This window comes from Janibacter zhangyanbonis, from assembly GCF_050507325.1.
Taxonomy (GTDB): Bacteria; Actinomycetota; Actinomycetes; order Actinomycetales; family Dermatophilaceae; genus Janibacter.
Genome location: NZ_CP191481.1, coordinates 303,529 through 319,875, shown reverse-complemented (window position 1 = coordinate 319,875; position 16,347 = coordinate 303,529). Strand labels below are relative to the sequence as shown.

Genomic DNA, 16,347 nt, shown 5'->3' with positions numbered 1-16,347 from the left:
GCCGGGAGCGCGCCGGCGGTCAGGCCAGGGGCAGGCGGGCGACGAGGTGCACGAGCGGCCCGGCGACGAGCACGGAGGCCGCGCCGGCGGCGAGCGCACCGGCCACGGTGTCGATCGCCCGCTGCTGCGACAGCGCGCGGCGCAGCGCGACCGCGGTGCCCGCACCGATGACCCCGAGCAGCGCCGACCACGCCGACAGCGACCCCGAGAGCACGAGGTGCGCGACCAGACCGGCGAGCCCGCCGACACCCATCGCGGCCGGGATCATCCACGCGCTCGTCGCCGGACGCTCGAGGACGAGGTCGACGAGGGCGGCGACGGCCAGACCGATGCCGACGATGACGACCGGCCCGTGGTTGTCGGCGTAGACGGTGCTCGTGAGCAGCCCCCCACCGCCGATGAGCAGGATGCCGAGGGAGGTGCCGGCCATCGAGCGGGCCAGCTGCCCCCGGGCCGGCGCCTGCAGCAGCGGGTGCAGGCACATGGCGACGATGCCCAGGGCCATCGCCGCGGGCACGTGCTCGAGATAGGGCTCCTCGTCCTGCAGCACCAGGGCGGCACCGAGGGCGAGCGAGGTCACGGCGAGGACGGCGGTCGTGCCGACGGGGGTGCGGGACCCGACGAGCGAGGGCCAGCCGATCGCGACGACCAGGCCCGCGGCGACCACGGCGAGCAGCTCGAGGATGCGCTCGCCCGAGGCCGCCGACCCGGCGACGAGCAGGGCGGTGACGACCGTGGCCGCGGCGACGACCGGGCGTGACCGGGGCGGCGGGGCCTGGGGGTCGGCGACCTCCCCCGCACTCGCGCGCAGGGCACGGCGGGCCGCTCGGGTCTCTGGCTCGGCGGGTACTGGCGTGGTCACCACGCGAGGGTAGCGGCCGGCCCGCATATTCTGGGTCGCGATGGCCCGACTCCTGCTCCTCACGGACGACCTGGCGCCGAGCGCCGAGGTCCTGCCGGCCTTGGGGCTGCTCGGGCACCAGGTGCGCACGCTGCCCGCCGAGGCATCGGCGATCATCGACGCGCCCGCCGTCGACGTCGTCCTCGTCGACGCGCGCACCGCGCTCGTCCAGGCCCGCTCGCTGTGCCGCGTCATCCGCGCCACCGGCACCTCCGCGCCGGTCATCGCGATCCTCACCGAGGGCGGCCTGACCGCGGTCAACGCCGAGTGGGCGGTCGAGGACATCCTCCTCGAGCATGCCGGCCCCGCCGAGGTCGAGGCCCGGCTGCGGCTGGTGATGACCCGCAGCGACGCGGTCGAGGACGAGGCCGACGAGCGGATCGTCGCCGGGGACCTGACGATCGACGAGGGCAGCTACTCCGCCCGGCTCGGCGAGCGCCTGCTCGACCTGACGTACAAGGAGTTCGAGCTGCTCAAGCACCTCGCCCAGCACCCCGGCCGCGTCTTCACCCGGGCCCAGCTGCTCCAGGAGGTCTGGGGCTACGACTACTACGGCGGCACCCGCACCGTCGACGTGCACGTGCGTCGCCTGCGGGCCAAGCTCGGCAGCGAGCACGAGCAGCTCATCGGCACGATCCGCAATGTCGGCTACCGGTTCGTACCCGCCCATGACGACGAGGCCGACACCGAGGCGGTGTCCCTGTGACCGTGACCATCACTCCCTTCGACCTGCTGCCGGACGCCCTGGTGGACCGGGTGGCCGCCGGTGCCCTCGACGCGGCCTCCGCCGACGGCGTCGCGCCGCTCAGCGAGGCCTTCGAGCTCGCCCTGCCGCGCCCCGGCACCCACCACGTCGCGACCGACGGCGACGACCTCGCCGGCTACGCAGCCGTCGCCGAGGACGGGTCCGTCGAGCTCTTCGTGCACCCCGACTCCCGGGCGAAGGGGGTCGGCACCCGCCTGCTCGAGCGTGTCCTGCAGGAGCGCCCGGACGCCCGGCCGTGGGCCCACGGCGACCTGCCGGCCGCCCGCGCCCTGGCCTCCCGGCTCGGCCTGCAGGTGGTCCGTGAGCTGCTCGTCCTCTCCCGCGACGTGCGCGAGGGCGACGAGACCGACCCCGGCCTCCCCGACGGCGTGCGGCACCGGACCTTCGTCCCCGGCACCGACGAGACCGCGCTGCTCGAGGTCAACGCCGCGGCCTTCGTCCACCACCCCGAGCAGGGCGCCCTCGACCGGGCCGGGCTCGAGGAGCGGATGGCCCAGCCGTGGTTCGACCCCGAGGGGGTCATCCTGCTCGAGGACGACGACCCCAGCCGGCTCGTCGGCTTCCACTGGACGAAGATCGACCCGCCCGGCGGCGACGTCGGCGAGGTCTACGTCGTCGGCGTCCACCCCGACTGCCAGGGTCGCGGGCTCGCCGGCCCGCTCACCGGCCTCGGCCTGGCGCACCTGGCCCGTCGGGGCGTGCGCGAGGTCGAGCTCTACGTCGAGGGCGACAACACGCCGGCGCTGGCGACCTACGAGCGGGCCGGCTTCACCCGCAAGGCCCTCCACGTGATGTATTCACACGAGGTTCACCCCTCGGTGCAAGGATGAGCGCCATGTCGGACGCCTCCGCCCCAGCACCCCGACCGTCGGTCCCGGCTCGCCGACCGGGCGCGGCCCCGACCAGCGACGTCTCGATCACCTCCTCGGCCCCCGACGCCACCCCCGAGCTGCGGCCCCGCGCGGCCAACGGCCGCTTCGTGCGCAGCCGTCCCGAGGACGCGGCGCCCGCCACCGACCTGCCGGTCGACCGCTTCCTCGACCGCGAGATCAGCTGGCTGCAGTTCAACGAGCGGGTCCTGCAGCTCGCGGCCGACGAGAGCGTCCCCCTGCTCGAGCGGGCGCGTTTCCTCGCGATCTTCACGAGCAACCTCGACGAGTTCTTCATGGTCCGGGTCGCCGGCCTCAAGCGGCGCATCGCCACCGGCATCGCGGTGCGCAGCCCCTCCGGGCTCGAGCCGCGCGAGGTGCTCGAGCAGATCGCCCGCATCGCGCACGACCTGACCCACATGCAGACCCGCATCTTCGACGAGAGCGTGCGCCCCGCCCTCGCCGAGGAGGGCATCAGCATCGTGCGGTGGAGCGAGGTCGAGGAGTCCGAGCAGGAGCGGCTCAGCGAGCTCTTCCGCGACCAGATCTACCCCGTGCTCACGCCGCTGGCCGTCGACCCGGCCCACCCCTTCCCCTACATCTCGGGGCTCTCGCTCAACCTCGCCGTCATCCTCATCAACCCCAAGACGGGCAAGGAGCACTTCGCGAGGATCAAGATGCCGCCCTCGCTCCCCCGCTTCCTCAAGGTGCGTCGCGCGCAGGCCTCGGTGACCTCCGACCTCTTCGAGGCGCGCTTCGTCCCGCTCGAGGACGTCATCGCCGCGCACCTGCACCACCTCTTCCCCGGCATGGAGGTGCACGAGCACTACTCCTTCCGGGTCACCCGCAACGAGGACCTCGAGGTCGAGGAGGACGACGCCGAGAACCTCCTCGCCGCGCTGGAGAAGGAGCTGATCCGGCGGCGCTTCGGCCCGCCGGTGCGGCTGGAGGTGGAGGAGGACCTCGACGACCACGTCATGGAGCTGCTCAGCCGCGAGCTCGGCGTCAGCGACGACGAGGTCTACCGGCTGCCCGCCCCGCTCGACCTGCGCGGGCTCAACGAGATCGCCGACATCGACCGGACCGACCTGCACTTCCCTCCCTTCGTGGCCCGGACCAATGCCGACCTGGCGCCCGCCGAGTCATCGAAGGCCGCCAACCTCATCGGCCGCATCGCCCGGCAGGACGTGCTGCTGCAGCACCCCTACGACTCCTTCTCCACCTCCGTGCAGGCCTTCATCGAGCAGGCGGCGGCCGACCCGCACGTGCTCGCGATCAAGCAGACGCTCTACCGCACCAGCGGTGACAGCCCGATCGTCGACGCGCTCATCGACGCCGCCGAGGCGGGCAAGCAGGTGCTCGCGGTCGTCGAGATCAAGGCGCGCTTCGACGAGCAGAACAACATCGAGTGGGCCCGCAAGCTCGAGCACGCGGGCGTGCACGTCGTCTACGGCATCGTCGGCCTCAAGACCCACTGCAAGCTCGCCCTCGTCGTGCGGCAGGAGCCCGACGGGGTGAAGCGCTACTGCCACGTCGGCACCGGCAACTACAACCCCAAGACCGCTCGTCTCTACGAGGACATGGGGCTGCTCACCTCCGACCCCGAGGTCGGCGAGGACCTCACCCGGCTCTTCAACCAGCTCTCGGGCGTCGCGCCGCGCAGCAAGTTCAAGCGGCTGCTCGTCGCACCCCGGCACATCCGCGACGGGCTCGTCGAGCGGATCGAGGAGCAGGCGGCGCGCCAGGCCAGGACGGGCGATGGCTACGTCGCGGTCAAGGTCAACTCGCTCGTCGACGAGCAGACGATCGACGCGCTCTACCGGGCCAGCCAGGCCGGGGTGCAGGTCGACGTGTGGGTCCGCGGCATCTGCGCCCTGCGGCCCGGCGTGCCCGGGCTGAGCGAGACGATCCGGGTGCACTCGGTCCTCGGGCGCTTCCTCGAGCACTCGCGCATCTTCCTCTTCGGGACCGGCGCGGACCGCCAGGCGTGGATCGGCTCGGCCGACCTCATGCACCGCAACCTCGACCGACGCGTCGAGGCCCTCGTGCGGATCAAGGAGCCGCGCCACGTCGAGCAGGTCTTCGACCTCGTCGAGCGCGGCATGTCGGGCGACTACGCCCACTGGAACCTCGACGGCGACGGCCGCTGGACCCGGGTGCACCAGAACCCCGACGGTGAGCCGCTGCCCGACATCCAGGCCGCGCTCATCGCGATGCACGCCAAGCGCCGCCGCAAGGCCCGGCGCTGAGCATGGCCACCGTCCTGGCCGCGGGCACCCTACCATGGAGACGTCGTCGGGGGCGCCTGCAGATCGCTCTCGTCCACCGCCCCCGCTACGACGACTGGTCGTGGGCGAAGGGCAAGCTCGACCCCGGCGAGACCTTCCCCGTCGCCGCGGCCCGCGAGACCCTCGAGGAGACCGGGCTGCGCGTGCGGCTCGGCCACCCGCTGCCGACGACGACCTACACCGTCGCGTCGAAGTCGGGGCCGGCGGTCAAGGAGGTGCGCTACTGGGCGGCGGAGGTGACCGGCGGTGACGGCGGCCTCGTCCACGAGGTCGACGAGGTCGCCTGGCTCGAGGCCGGCGAGGCCCTCTCCCGGCTCAGCTATGCGCACGACGTCGCCCAGGTCGAGGCCCTCATGGCCGCCGACTCCCGGGGCACCCTGTCGACCTGGCCCCTCGCCGTCGTGCGCCACGCCAAGGCGCAGCCCCGCGCGACGTGGACCGACGACGACTGGCTGCGGCCCCTCGACGACCGGGGCCGCGAGCAGGCCGCCGACCTCGTGCCCCTGCTCGCCGGCTACGGCATCGAGCGCCTCGTGAGCAGCCCCTCGACCCGCGCCAGCGACACGCTCGCCCCCTACGCGACGGCCAGCGGCGAGCGACTGCGGCTCAAGCCGGGCCTGTCGGAGGAGGGCCATGCCGCCGACCCGGGCAAGGCGCGACACCACCTCGGGCGCCTGCTCGAGCGCGGCGTGCCCGCCGCCCTGTGCAGCCACGGCCCCGTCCTGCCCGACCTCCTGGCGCTGCTCCTCGAGCGCGCCGACCCCTCGCTCGCGCCCGGGCTCGTCGGCCGCTCGGTCATCGAGGACGCGCTCTCCGGCGGCCTGGCGAAGGGAGAGGTGCTCCTCGTCCACGTCGTCGGCACCGGCGACGCCGCCCGGATCGTCGCCGCCGAGAGGCACCACCCGCGCGACCGCGGCTGACTCCACGCGAGCGGCGCTGCCGCGCGCGTTACATCGCCCACGGCCGGGGCGCGACCCGACCACGCACTGTGCAGCCGTGATTCACCGACTGTTCACCGATCGCGACCCGGCAGGTCACCATGCGTCCCTACCTTCGATGCGTACGACCACGGCGGTCGCGACGGGCTGCCGTCGCGATTCACGTGGCCAACCCCTGTAGAGAGGTTTGACAGACGTGATTCGTTCCACCCGCAGCCGCAAGGCCCTGACCGCCACCGCTGCCCTCGCCCTGACCTTCACGATGGCCGCCTGCGGCGAGTCGGACTCCGGCTCCGGCGCCTCTGGCGACGGCGGCGAGTCCGTCTCCGGCTCGATCAAGGGCATGGGTGCCAGCTCCCAGCAGGCCGCCGTCGAGAAGTGGAAGGCCGACTTCGAGACCGCCAACGGCGGCGCGACGGTCAACTACGACCCGCAGGGCTCCGGCGCCGGCCGTGAGCAGTTCGCCGCCGGTGCGGTCGACTTCGCCGGTACCGACTCCGCCTTCGAGGAGGAGGAGCTCGACAAGGCCAAGAAGGTCTGCGGTGGCGACATCGTCCAGATCCCGGTCTACGTCTCCCCGATCGCCATCGCCTACAACCTCGAGGGCGTCGACAAGCTGCAGCTGAAGCCGGCCACGGTCGCCGAGATCTTCGACGGCAAGATCAAGACCTGGAACGACCCGAAGATCAAGGCCGACAACCCGGACGCCGACCTCCCGTCGACGAAGATCACCACGGTCCACCGCTCGGACGACTCGGGCACCTCGAAGAACTTCTCCGACTACCTGGGCAAGGCCGCCGAGAAGTCCTGGACCCACGAGGCCGAGGACGCCTGGCCGGTCAAGGGCGGCACCGCTGCCAAGGGCACCTCGGGTGTCGTCGACGCGATCGGCAAGGGTGACGGCACCATCGGTTACGCGGACCTCTCGCAGGTCGGCGAGCTGAAGACCGTCGCGCTCGGTGTCGGCGACGAGTACGTCGAGCCCACCGCCGAGTCCGCCGCCAAGATCCTCGACGCCTCCAAGGCCAAGAGCGAGTCCGAGACCGACCTCGCGGTCGACGTCGCCAAGGACACCGAGGAGGCCGGCGTGTACCCCAACGTCCTCGTCTCCTACCAGGTCGGCTGCCTCAAGTACGACGACGCCGCGAAGGCGAAGGTCGTCAAGGCCTGGCTCAACTACGTCACCGGCGAGGAGGGCCAGAAGGCCTCCGCCGAGGCCGCCGGCTCCGCCGAGCTCCCGGCCGAGTGGGTCAAGAAGAACACCGCCGCTGTCGAGAAGATCAGCTGATCCTGATCGCCTCCTGGTGAGGGCCCGGGCGGTGTGCGTCACGCCGCCCGGGCCTTCGCCGCGCCCCTGCCCCTGCTGCTCCCGGAGAGTCACGTGAGTACCGCTTCCTCCGCCCCGTCCCCCCGGAAGGGTGTCCGCCGGCTCGGCGACAAGGTCTTCAGCGGCCTGTCGACGACCTCGGGGGTCTTCATCCTCGTCGCCCTCGTCCTCGTGGCCATCTTCCTGTTCCTGCAGGCATGGCCGGCCGTCACGGCCGACCCGAGCGAGGTCCGCGGCGGCGAAGGCCTCGTCACCTACATCGGTCCGCTGCTCTTCGGCACCGTCCTCGCGGCGGTCATCGCGCTCATCATCGCCGTGCCGCTGTCGATCGGCATCGCGCTCTTCATCAGCCACTACGCCCCGCGCAAGCTGGCCCAGGCCCTCGGCTACCTCGTCGACCTGCTGGCCGCGATCCCCTCGATCGTCTTCGGCTTCTGGGGTCTGTCCGTCGTCGGCCCCGGCTCCAAGCCGGTCGGCAACTGGCTCAACGAGCACCTCGGCTGGATCCCCTTCTTCGCCGGTGACGCGTCGGTGACCGGCAAGACGATGCTCGTCATCGGCATCGTCCTGGGCATCATGATCCTGCCGATCATGACGGCCGTGAACCGCGAGGTCTTCCTCCAGACCCCGCGCCTGCACGAGGAGGCCTCGCTGGCCCTCGGCGCCACCCGCTGGGAGATGATCCAGCAGGCGGTCATCCCCTTCGGCAAGTCCGGCATCGTCTCCGGCACCATGCTCGGCCTGGGCCGCGCGCTCGGCGAGACCATGGCCGTCGCGCTCATCCTCTCGCCCGGTCTGCCCTACTCGATCGAGCTGCTCTCCGACAACAGCAGCTCGACGATCGCCGCCGACATCGCGCTCAACCTGCCGGAGAGCTCCGGCGTCGCGGCCAACACGCTCGTCGCCGCCGGCCTCGTGCTCTTCTTCGTCACCCTGCTCGTCAACATGGCCGCCCGCTGGATCGTCTCCCGCCGGGCCGAGTTCTCGGGAGCCAACTGATGACCAACGTCTCCATCCCCACCGGGGGCACCCCCCACGACCCGGGCCAGGGCGTCGGCGGCGACACCGCCGCTGCCGGCAGCCTCTCGCAGACCGCCCGCTGGGGCGTCCTCGGCGGGTCCGCGCTCGTCGGTCTGGCCGTCGTCCTCCTCCTCGGCGGGTTCTCGGTCCTGCCGTGGGTGCTCCTCTCCGCGATCGTCTACTGCCTCGCGATCTACGTGGTCAGCCGCGTCACCGAGGGGTCCCGGCACGCGACCGACCGCCTCGTGACCGGCGTCGTGACGACCTTCTTCCTCCTCGCGCTCATCCCGCTCGTCTCGCTCGTCATCGACGTGCTGAGCAAGGGCACCAAGCGCCTGGACGCGGAGTTCTTCACGGTGTCCATGCGAGGCGTCGTCGGCGAGGGCGGCGGTATCGCGCACGCCCTGCAGGGCACGCTCATGATCACCCTCTTCACGACGGTCATCGCCGTCCCGATCGGCATCATGGCCGCGATCTACCTCGTCGAGTACGGCAACGGCAACCGGCTGTCGCGGGCACTGACCTTCTTCGTCGACGTCATGACGGGCATCCCGTCGATCGTCGCCGGCCTCTTCGCCTTCTCGCTCTTCAGCATCTTCGTCGAGCCGGGCTACAAGTCGGGCATCGTCGGTGTCGCGGCGCTGACGATCCTCATGATCCCGGTCGTCGTGCGCAACACCGACGAGATGCTCCGCCTCGTGCCCAACGAGCTGCGCGAGGCGAGCTATGCCCTCGGCGTGCCGAAGTGGCTGACGATCGTCAAGGTCGTCCTGCCGACCGCGGTCGCCGGCATCGCGACCGGTGTCACCCTCGCGATCGCGCGCATCATCGGTGAGACGGCGCCGCTGCTCGTCACCGCAGGTCTGAGCACGTCGCTCAACCCGAACATGTTCAAGGACCCGATGGCGACCCTCCCGGTCTTCGCCTACTACCAGATCATGAACCCGGGCGTGGACAAGCAGCCCTACATCGACCGGGCCTGGTCCGCGGTGCTCGTCCTCATCGTCATCGTCATGGCGCTGAACATCATCGCGCGACTCATCTCCAAGTTCTTCGCCCCCAAGACCGGTCGCTGACCGCAGACAGACAAGGAATCGCTGACGTGTCCAAGCGCATCGACGTCCAGAACCTCGACATCTACTACGGGGACTTCCTCGCCGTGAAGGATGTCAACGTCACCATCGAGCCCCGCTCGGTGACGGCACTCATCGGCCCCTCGGGCTGCGGCAAGTCGACCTTCCTCCGGTCGATCAACCGCATGCACGAGGTCATCCCCGGCGCCCACGTCAAGGGCTCGATCGTCATCGACGGCGAGGACCTCTACGGCAAGGGCGTCGACCCGGTGGGTGTCCGCCGCAAGGTCGGCATGGTCTTCCAGAGGCCCAACCCCTTCCCGACGATGTCCATCAAGGAAAACGTCCTCGCCGGGGTCAAGCTCAACAACAGGAAGATCAAGAAGGCCGACGCCGACGAGCTCGTCGAGACCAGCCTGCGCGGCGCCAACCTGTGGAACGAGGTCAAGGACCGCCTCGACAAGCCCGGCTCGGGCCTCTCGGGTGGCCAGCAGCAGCGTCTGTGCATCGCCCGCACGATCGCGGTCAAGCCCGAGGTCGTCCTCATGGACGAGCCGTGCTCGGCGCTCGACCCGATCTCGACCCTCGCGGTCGAGGACCTCATTGCCGAGCTCAAGGACGACTACACGATCGTCATCGTCACGCACAACATGCAGCAGGCCGCCCGCTGCAGCGACAAGACGGGCTTCTTCAACATCGAGGGGACCGGCAAGCCGGGCCAGCTCGTGGAGTTCGACGACACCCAGACGATCTTCAACAACCCGCGCGAGAAGGCGACCGAGGACTACATCTCCGGCCGCTTCGGGTGAGTGACCTCCCCTTCGTCGGGGAGGCGAAGGGGACAACGGCGAGGCCGGCGGATCCGACAGGGGGGGGATCCGCCGGCCTTCGTCGTGCCGGGAGAGTGCGGTCAGACGCCGGTGAGCGGGCGGAGCACCAGCATGAAGAGCACCGCGGACAGTCCCGCGCCGGGGAAGGTGAAGATCCACGCGCCGACGATGTTTTTCGCCACGCCCCACCGCACGGCCTTGAGCGAGCGGGTGGACCCCACGCCCATGATCGCCGCGGTGATCGCGTGCGTCGTCGAGATCGGCGCCTTGAGCATCGTCGCGACGTAGAGGATCGACGCGGCCGTGACCTCGGCGGCGAAGCCCTGGGGCGGGTCGAGGTGGATGATGCCGCGACCGAGGGTGCGCATGATCCGCCAGCCGCCCGAGTAGGTGCCCATCGAGATGACGACGGCCGACATGACGAGGACCCACAGCGGGATGTGGTGGTCGGCCGACGACTGGTAGCCCGAGACGGTGAGCGCGAGGACGACGACGCCGGCGGTCTTGGCGGCGTCCTGCATGCCGTGACCGAAGGCCATGGCGGCCGCGGAGGCGGTCTGCGCCATGCGGAAGCCGCGCTTGGTGCGGCCGGGGTTGGCATCGCGGAAGATCCGCAGGATCAGCTTCATCACGAGGAAGCCGACGACGATGCCGACGACCGGCGAGAGGACCATCGGGATGACGACCTTCTCGAGGATGCCGGCCCACTTGACCGTGGCGCCGGCCGCCAGGGCCGCACCGCCGAGCCCGCCGATGAGGGCGTGCGAGGACGAGGAGGGCAGGCCGAACCACCAGGTGATCAGGTTCCACACGATGGCGCCGAGGAGCGCCGCCGCGCACAGGACGAGACCGAGGTGCCCGCCGGGCGCCTCGATGATGCCCTTGCCCACGGTCTCGGCGACCTTGGCGCCGAAGAAGGCGCCGGCGAGGTTGGCCACGGCCGCCATGGCGAGCGCCGCCCGCGGCGTGAGCGCGCGGGTCGACACCGACGTCGCGATCGCATTGGCCGCGTCGTGGAAGCCGTTGGTGTAGTTGAAGCCCATCGCCAGCAGGGTGACGACGGCCACGGGGAGGAACTCCACGGGGGTCAGGACTCCTTGATGGCGATGCTCTCGACGCGGTGCGCCACCTGCTCGAAGGCGTCGGCGGCGTGCTCGAGGCGCTCGATGACGTCCTTGTGCTTGATGAGCTCGATCGGGTCGCTCACGCGACCGTCGAAGAGGTCACCGAGCAGCGCGCGGTAGATCTGGTCGCCCTCGTTCTCCAGGCGGTTGATCTCCACCCAGTACTCAGGCATGGCCTTCATGCTCGCCAGGCGCGGCATCGCGTCGGCGGTCAGCTCGGCCATCCGCACGATGACGACCATCTGGCGGGCGATGCCCTCCATCAGGCCGTCCATGCGGTAGAGCACGATGTGCTGGCCCACGGACTCGAGGATGTCGGTGCAGTCGTCGAGCGCACCGGCGAGCTCGAGGATGTCGCCGTGGTCGAAGGGGGTGACGAAGCTGGAGTTGACCTTGTGGATGATCGCGTGGGTCGCCTCGTCGGCCTCGTGCTCGACCTCCTTGAGGCGGGGCAGGAGGCCAGCGCGCTCCTCGGGAGGCGCTGCGAGGAGCTGGGTGAGCAGCTCGGCTGCGGTCACGGCATGGCGAGCGCTGGCGGCGAGGAGCTGGAAGAAGGCGTCGTCGCGAGCGGACGACGGTCGGAAGAAGGCCACGGGGTGGGTCTCCGGATCAGGGGGGGAACCTGCGGTTGTCGTGCACAGCCTAGAACCGTCCGGCCGCCTGTGTGTCATCGGGAGTTCACCACCATCCGGTGGGGATGCGCCGGGTCGGGAGCGCCTCACGGCGCACGGCCGCTCGTGGCGGCGAATTTTGGGACCCGGGGCTACCGCGACCCGGCGCACCGACCCAGCGTAACCGCGACGAAGGTCACCGCATTCCCGCGGGGGGGCTCGCGACCGTGTTGCAGCGCGGCCGACGGGGCCTGACGGAGGCCCCGACCGGGTCAGTCCAACGCGCCGGCCCGCCAGAGCCGGGCACTGGCCTCGAGGTCTTCGGCGGTGCCGACCATGGCCGCGGCGGCCTCGACGTCGCCGTCGTCGAGATGGGCGCGCCCGGTCGCCACGACCCGGCAGAAGGCGGCTGCCCGCTCGAGGGCGACCGCGAGGTCCCCGTCGAAGACTCCCCCGAGGATCCGGTCGGACAGGTCGCGCACCTCGTCGGCGCCCGGCGGGTCGACGACGCCGGCGATCGCGTGGTTGACGTGCGCGACGGCCATGCCCGCGCCGTACTCGCGGGCGGCGACCTCCGGCGAGCGCTGGATCCAGGCGCGCAGGACGTAGACCCGCCACAGCGCGCCGGGGAGGCTGCGCGCGGGCCGATCTGCCCACAGCTGGGCGAGGGTGTCGATGCCGAGGTCCTCGACGAGCCGCACGAGCCTGGCGGTCGTCTCCGGCGAGGCCGACCCCCGGCCCGCCTCGACGACGGTCTGCGCCGCGGCGTGGGCGGCCGCAGCGGTCTCGGCGGGGTCGGGCAGGGTCCCGCCGTGCGCCTCCATGGCGTCGGGACCGAAGTGCAGCGGCCGGCGGGGGCGGCCCGGCTCGCTCATGCTCATGACCGGTTGCGGTTGAGCAGGGCGCGCACGAGGGTCACGGCCTCCGACTGCGAGAGCTCGGTGCGCGAGGTCTCCCACGATGCGTGGAGCAGGCGACGCATCTCGGAGTTGGCCCACAGGTGCTTGCCACCGAGGTTGGACGCCGCGTCCTGGAGCGCGACCGCGACATCGCCGTCAGGGGCGAGCTCGGCGATGCCCCAGTCGTCGGCGGTCGCCGCGTCGAGGGTGCGGCCACCGAGGCCGAAGGAGAGGGCACGCTGCTGGCCGATGGCCCGCGGCAGGAGCCACGCGAGGCCGGGGTCGGGCGCGCCGGTGCCGCCCTTGGGCGGCACGCGGAAGGTCGTGTCGCCGGCGCAGAAGGCGAGGTCGCCCGCGAGCACGAGGCCCAGGCCGGAGCCGGCGGCCAGCCCCTGGACGCCGACGAGCACGAGCTTGCTCGAGTTGTTGAGCAGCGAGAAGAGCTCCTCGAGGGCGGCCGCGAGCTCGAAGACCGCGGTCGTCGGGTCCTCGGCCTGCTCCGCCGCGGAGGTGTCGGACCCGACGCAGAAGTCCGCGCCGTTGGCCGTCAGCGTCAGGATGTCGACATAGGGGTCCCCGAGCGCCCGCTCGACCGCCTCGCGCAGGGCGCGGGCCATCTCGAGGTCGAGCGCGTTACCGGCTTCGGGCCGGTCGAGGACGATGCGGGCAAGGCGGTCGGATGCTTCGTACGTGACTCCCACACCACGCACCCTAGCCACCGGGGCGGCGCAGGCCCACCCACCCGGCCCGGCGGCCCCGGCGGCCCCGGCCGTCACGGCTCGAGGTCGTGCTCGGGCTCGATGTCGCTGGCGGGCACGAGGTCGTGCTCCTCGAGGGCCACGCGCAGCTGCTCGGCCGAGTTGATGTTGAGCGGGCTGCTCGTCCACGCCGGGATCGGCAGGTTGAGGAAGCGCTTCTCCTTGACGGCCGGCAGGTTCTTCGTCGCGGGGTTGCTCTCGAGGACCTTGACCTTGTCCTCGAAGCTCTGCCCCTCGTAGTCGACGAAGGCGAAGAAGTCGGGTTCCGAGGAGACGAGCTGCTCCCACGAGACCTCGGTCCACGTGTCCTTGACGTCGGCGGTCGCGTTCTTCGCCCCCGCCGCCTCGATGATCGCCTGCGGCGCGCCGAAGGAACCGGAGGTGAAGATCTGCTTCGTGCCGGAGTCGAAGACGAAGACCGTCGGGGGCTTCGTCGCCTGGGGTGCCTCCTCGAGCGCGGCGCGCCGCCGGGCGATGTCGTCGTTGACCTCGGTGGCCCGGTCCTCGTGACCGGTGATCCGACCGAGGTTGTCGATGTCGGCCGCCATGGCCTTCCACGGCGGCATCGTCCCGCGCTTGCCGTCGGCCTGGCGGCAGCTCTCGGAGAGCACGTAGCCCGAGATGCCCCGGTCCTCGAGGAGGTCCGGGGTGAGCTTCTTCTCCTCGGTGTAGCCGTAGTTCCAGCCGGCGAGCATGACGTCCGGTCGCTGCGCGATGACGTTTTCCATCGTCGGGTAGTCCTTCGTCGCCACCGGGAGGGCGTCGACGACGTCGGCGCCGTAGGCGGTGGACAGGGCCTGCCGGGTGTCGCTCAGACCGCTCACGCCGGCCACCTGGTCCTCGGCACCCAGGGCCAGCACCATCGCGAGCAGGTTGCCGTCGCCACCGACGTACATCCGCTCCGCCGGCGAGGGGAAGGTCGCCTCCTGGCCGCAGTTGGTGATCGTCACCTGGCCCCCGGCAGAGGGTGCGTCCGCGCTGCTCCCACCACCGCAGGCGGCGAGCAGTCCGACCGCGAGGACCGCGGCGGTGGCCCGGGCAGGGCGAAGGGAGGTCATGCGTGGGCCTTCCGGTGGGCGGGTGCGGGCGCTCCTGCGCCCACGACGAGGTGGACCCGGCCGGTGGCCGGGTCGGTGAGGTGCCGTGCCTCGACGTCGAAGACCTCGCGCAGGACCTCGGGGGTGAGCACGTCGGCGGGGTGCCCGACGCCGTGCAGCCGGCCGTCGTGGAGGACGGCCACGGCGTCGAAGTGGGCGGCCGCGAGCTGCAGGTCGTGCACGGCGGCGACGACGGTGCAGCCGAGGGCCCGGACCGTCTCGAGGAGCTGGATCTGGTGGTGCACGTCGAGGTGGTTGGTCGGCTCGTCGAGGACGAGCAGGCCGGCGCCCTGGGCGATGCCGCGCGCGAGCATGGCCCGCCGCCGCTCTCCGCCGGACAGGTGCTGGCACGGGTGGTCGACCTTGTCGACGAGGTCGACGTGCTCGAGCGCCGCGAGGACGAGGGAACGCTCCCCCTTCGCGTCGAAGGCCCACGGCGGCCGGTGCGGGATCCGACCCATGGCGACCATCTCGCCGACGAGCAGGTCCTCCGGCGGGCCGTCCTCCTGCCCGACGTGGGCCAGGCGGGTCGCCCGCTGGCGCGGGGTGAGGCTCGCGAGGTCGGTGCCGTCGACGAGCACGGTCCCGGCCGCGGGCGGCCGCAGGCCGGTGAGGGCCCGCAGCAGCGTCGACTTGCCGCTGCCGTTGCGCCCGACGACCGCGAGCATCGACCCGTGCGGCACGTCGAGGTCCACGCCCGAGACGATGGTGTGCCCGCCGATCGCGGCGGCGAGGCCGTGGCAGCTCAGGTGACTCATTCGCCGCCTCCTGCATAGGTGTAGTGCCGCCTGCCGAGCAGCAGGAGGAAGACCGGCGCCCCCACGAGACCCGTGACGACGCTCAGCGGGATCTCCTGCGGGGCCACGATGGTGCGGGCCGCGACGTCGACCCACAGCATGAAGAGCGCTCCCCCGACCGCGGCGACGGGCAGGACGACGCGGTGGCGGGCGCCGACGAGGATCCGGGCGAGGTGCGGGACGACGAGGCCGACGAAGCCGATGCCTCCGGAGACCGCGACGAGCACGCCGACGAGGACCGACACGAGGACGAAGAGGGCGATCCGCAGCCCCCGCACCGGCACACCGAGCGCCGACGCCACCTCGGCGCCGGCGGCGAGCGCGTCGAGCCAGGAGTGCAGCGCGACGAGCAGGACGGTGGCCAGTACGACGACGAGCACCGACGGCAGGATCTGCTCCCACACCGAGCCCGACAGGCTGCCGAGAAGCCAGAAGAGCACCGACTGGGTCGCCCGCGGGTCGGCGCTGAAGAAGACGAGGAAGCTCGAGATGGACGAGAAGGCGGCGGACATCACGACGCCCGTCAGCACGAGGCGAAGGGGGGTGATCCCGCCCTGCGCCATCGAGATCCCGAAGACGAGCGCCGTCGCGAGCAGGGCACCACCGAGGGCTCCCGCCGACAGCGCCCACACGCCCAGGCCGCTGAGGACCCCGAGCACGATGACGAGGGTGGCGCCGACCCCGGCGCCCGACGAGACCCCGAGCAGATAGGGGTCGGCGAGCGGGTTGCGCACGAGTGTCTGCATGCACGCCCCGGCGATCGACAGCCCCGCCCCGACGACGACGGCCATGACGACCCGCGGCGCGCGCAGCTCCCACACGATGGTGTCGTAGGTCGGGTCGCTCCCCCGGCCGCCGGCGAGGCGTGCGCGCAGCACGTCGACGACGCCCGAGACGCTGAGCGGCTCCGAACCGAAGGCGAGCGAGACGACCGCGCTCACCACCGTCGCCACGACGAGCGTGACGAGCAGCGGGACGGTGGGGACGCGTCGTCCACCGGGACGGTCGTGGGACACCGAGGTCTCCAGGTGCATCGGGGGCCTGATCGC

At 71.7% G+C, this 16,347-nt stretch carries 16 protein-coding genes; 8 read left to right on the top strand and 8 right to left on the bottom strand.

Annotated elements, in window-relative coordinates:
- Positions 1 to 19 precede the first annotated feature (19 nt).
- The gene (locus tag ACQBJO_RS01565; RefSeq protein ID WP_421008070.1) at positions 20 to 862 is read right to left on the bottom strand and encodes a hypothetical protein; all 843 of its coding nucleotides are present in this window, start codon (positions 860 to 862) and stop codon (positions 20 to 22) included.
- A gap of 40 nt (positions 863 to 902) precedes the next feature.
- On the opposite strand from ACQBJO_RS01565, the gene ACQBJO_RS01560 reads away from it, so the two are divergent.
- The 8 genes from ACQBJO_RS01560 (at position 903) to pstB (ending at position 9,991) form a co-directional block, all read left to right on the top strand.
- The gene (locus tag ACQBJO_RS01560; protein WP_421008069.1) at positions 903 to 1,607 is read left to right on the top strand and encodes a winged helix-turn-helix transcriptional regulator; all 705 of its coding nucleotides are present in this window, start codon (positions 903 to 905) and stop codon (positions 1,605 to 1,607) included.
- The gene (gene mshD, locus ACQBJO_RS01555) at positions 1,604 to 2,497 is read left to right on the top strand and encodes a mycothiol synthase (RefSeq protein ID WP_421008068.1); all 894 of its coding nucleotides are present in this window, start codon (positions 1,604 to 1,606) and stop codon (positions 2,495 to 2,497) included. The genes ACQBJO_RS01560 and mshD overlap by 4 nt, the downstream gene beginning before the upstream one ends.
- Before the next feature lie 5 nt (positions 2,498 to 2,502).
- Positions 2,503 to 4,785: an RNA degradosome polyphosphate kinase gene (locus ACQBJO_RS01550; protein ID WP_255186299.1), complete on the top strand. Its 2,283-nt coding sequence runs from the start codon at positions 2,503 to 2,505 to the stop codon at positions 4,783 to 4,785.
- 2 nt (positions 4,786 to 4,787) lie between these two features.
- A complete protein-coding gene (locus ACQBJO_RS01545) occupies positions 4,788 to 5,744 on the top strand; it encodes an NUDIX hydrolase (protein WP_421008067.1) in 957 nt (318 codons plus the stop codon).
- Positions 5,745 to 5,958: 214 nt separating this feature from the next.
- Positions 5,959 to 7,050 (top strand): phosphate ABC transporter substrate-binding protein PstS, encoded by a 1,092-nt coding sequence (pstS, locus tag ACQBJO_RS01540; protein WP_421008066.1) that lies wholly within the window; start codon positions 5,959 to 5,961, stop codon positions 7,048 to 7,050.
- A 93-nt stretch (positions 7,051 to 7,143) separates the two neighbouring features.
- Positions 7,144 to 8,088 carry a phosphate ABC transporter permease subunit PstC gene (gene pstC, locus ACQBJO_RS01535; protein WP_421008065.1) on the top strand — a complete coding sequence of 315 codons (945 nt, stop codon included), beginning with the start codon at positions 7,144 to 7,146 and terminating at the stop codon, positions 8,086 to 8,088.
- Positions 8,088 to 9,185 carry a phosphate ABC transporter permease PstA gene (pstA, locus tag ACQBJO_RS01530; RefSeq protein WP_255185111.1) on the top strand — a complete coding sequence of 366 codons (1,098 nt, stop codon included), beginning with the start codon at positions 8,088 to 8,090 and terminating at the stop codon, positions 9,183 to 9,185. The genes pstC and pstA overlap by 1 nt, the downstream gene beginning before the upstream one ends.
- 26 nt (positions 9,186 to 9,211) lie before the next feature.
- On the top strand, positions 9,212 to 9,991 hold the full coding sequence (gene pstB / locus ACQBJO_RS01525; protein ID WP_421008064.1) for a phosphate ABC transporter ATP-binding protein PstB: 780 nt from the start codon (positions 9,212 to 9,214) through the stop codon (positions 9,989 to 9,991).
- 101 nt (positions 9,992 to 10,092) lie between these two features.
- Here pstB and ACQBJO_RS01520 read toward each other — a convergent pair whose 3' ends face one another.
- The 7 genes from ACQBJO_RS01520 to ACQBJO_RS01490 all read right to left on the bottom strand — a co-directional run bounded on the left by ACQBJO_RS01520 (position 10,093) and on the right by ACQBJO_RS01490 (position 16,314).
- Positions 10,093 to 11,094 (bottom strand): inorganic phosphate transporter, encoded by a 1,002-nt coding sequence (locus tag ACQBJO_RS01520; protein WP_421008063.1) that lies wholly within the window; start codon positions 11,092 to 11,094, stop codon positions 10,093 to 10,095.
- Between the two features lie 5 nt (positions 11,095 to 11,099).
- Positions 11,100 to 11,729 carry a DUF47 domain-containing protein gene (locus tag ACQBJO_RS01515; RefSeq protein ID WP_421008062.1) on the bottom strand — a complete coding sequence of 210 codons (630 nt, stop codon included), beginning with the start codon at positions 11,727 to 11,729 and terminating at the stop codon, positions 11,100 to 11,102.
- 290 nt (positions 11,730 to 12,019) lie between these two features.
- A complete protein-coding gene (locus tag ACQBJO_RS01510) occupies positions 12,020 to 12,622 on the bottom strand; it encodes a hypothetical protein (RefSeq protein ID WP_421008061.1) in 603 nt (200 codons plus the stop codon).
- 2 nt (positions 12,623 to 12,624) lie between these two features.
- Positions 12,625 to 13,347 (bottom strand): enoyl-CoA hydratase/isomerase family protein, encoded by a 723-nt coding sequence (locus ACQBJO_RS01505; protein WP_421008060.1) that lies wholly within the window; start codon positions 13,345 to 13,347, stop codon positions 12,625 to 12,627.
- Positions 13,348 to 13,418: 71 nt separating this feature from the next.
- Complete coding sequence (locus tag ACQBJO_RS01500; RefSeq protein ID WP_421008059.1) at positions 13,419 to 14,462, bottom strand: ABC transporter substrate-binding protein; 1,044 nt, start codon at positions 14,460 to 14,462, stop codon at positions 13,419 to 13,421.
- Positions 14,459 to 15,259, bottom strand: coding sequence for an ABC transporter ATP-binding protein (locus tag ACQBJO_RS01495; RefSeq protein ID WP_421008058.1), 801 nt, complete (start codon positions 15,257 to 15,259; stop codon positions 14,459 to 14,461). Before ACQBJO_RS01495 ends, ACQBJO_RS01500 begins: the two co-directional genes overlap by 4 nt.
- Positions 15,256 to 16,314, bottom strand: coding sequence for a FecCD family ABC transporter permease (locus ACQBJO_RS01490; RefSeq protein ID WP_421008057.1), 1,059 nt, complete (start codon positions 16,312 to 16,314; stop codon positions 15,256 to 15,258). The genes ACQBJO_RS01495 and ACQBJO_RS01490 overlap by 4 nt, the downstream gene beginning before the upstream one ends.
- Between the last annotated feature and the right edge of the window lie 33 nt (positions 16,315 to 16,347).

Bases quoted from the DNA above. Each gene is read 5' to 3' on its own strand.
- ACQBJO_RS01545 (WP_421008067.1), top strand. From the start codon at position 4,788: ATGGCCACCGTCCTGGCCGCGGGCACCCTACCATGGAGACGTCGTCGG.
- ACQBJO_RS01495 (WP_421008058.1), bottom strand. From the start codon at position 15,259: ATGAGTCACCTGAGCTGCCACGGCCTCGCCGCCGCGATCGGCGGGCAC.
- ACQBJO_RS01560 (WP_421008069.1), top strand. From the start codon at position 903: ATGGCCCGACTCCTGCTCCTCACGGACGACCTGGCGCCGAGCGCCGAG.
- pstA (WP_255185111.1), top strand. From the start codon at position 8,088: ATGACCAACGTCTCCATCCCCACCGGGGGCACCCCCCACGACCCGGGC.
- ACQBJO_RS01510 (WP_421008061.1), bottom strand. From the start codon at position 12,622: ATGAGCGAGCCGGGCCGCCCCCGCCGGCCGCTGCACTTCGGTCCCGAC.
- ACQBJO_RS01550 (WP_255186299.1), top strand. From the start codon at position 2,503: ATGTCGGACGCCTCCGCCCCAGCACCCCGACCGTCGGTCCCGGCTCGC.
- ACQBJO_RS01500 (WP_421008059.1), bottom strand. From the start codon at position 14,462: ATGACCTCCCTTCGCCCTGCCCGGGCCACCGCCGCGGTCCTCGCGGTC.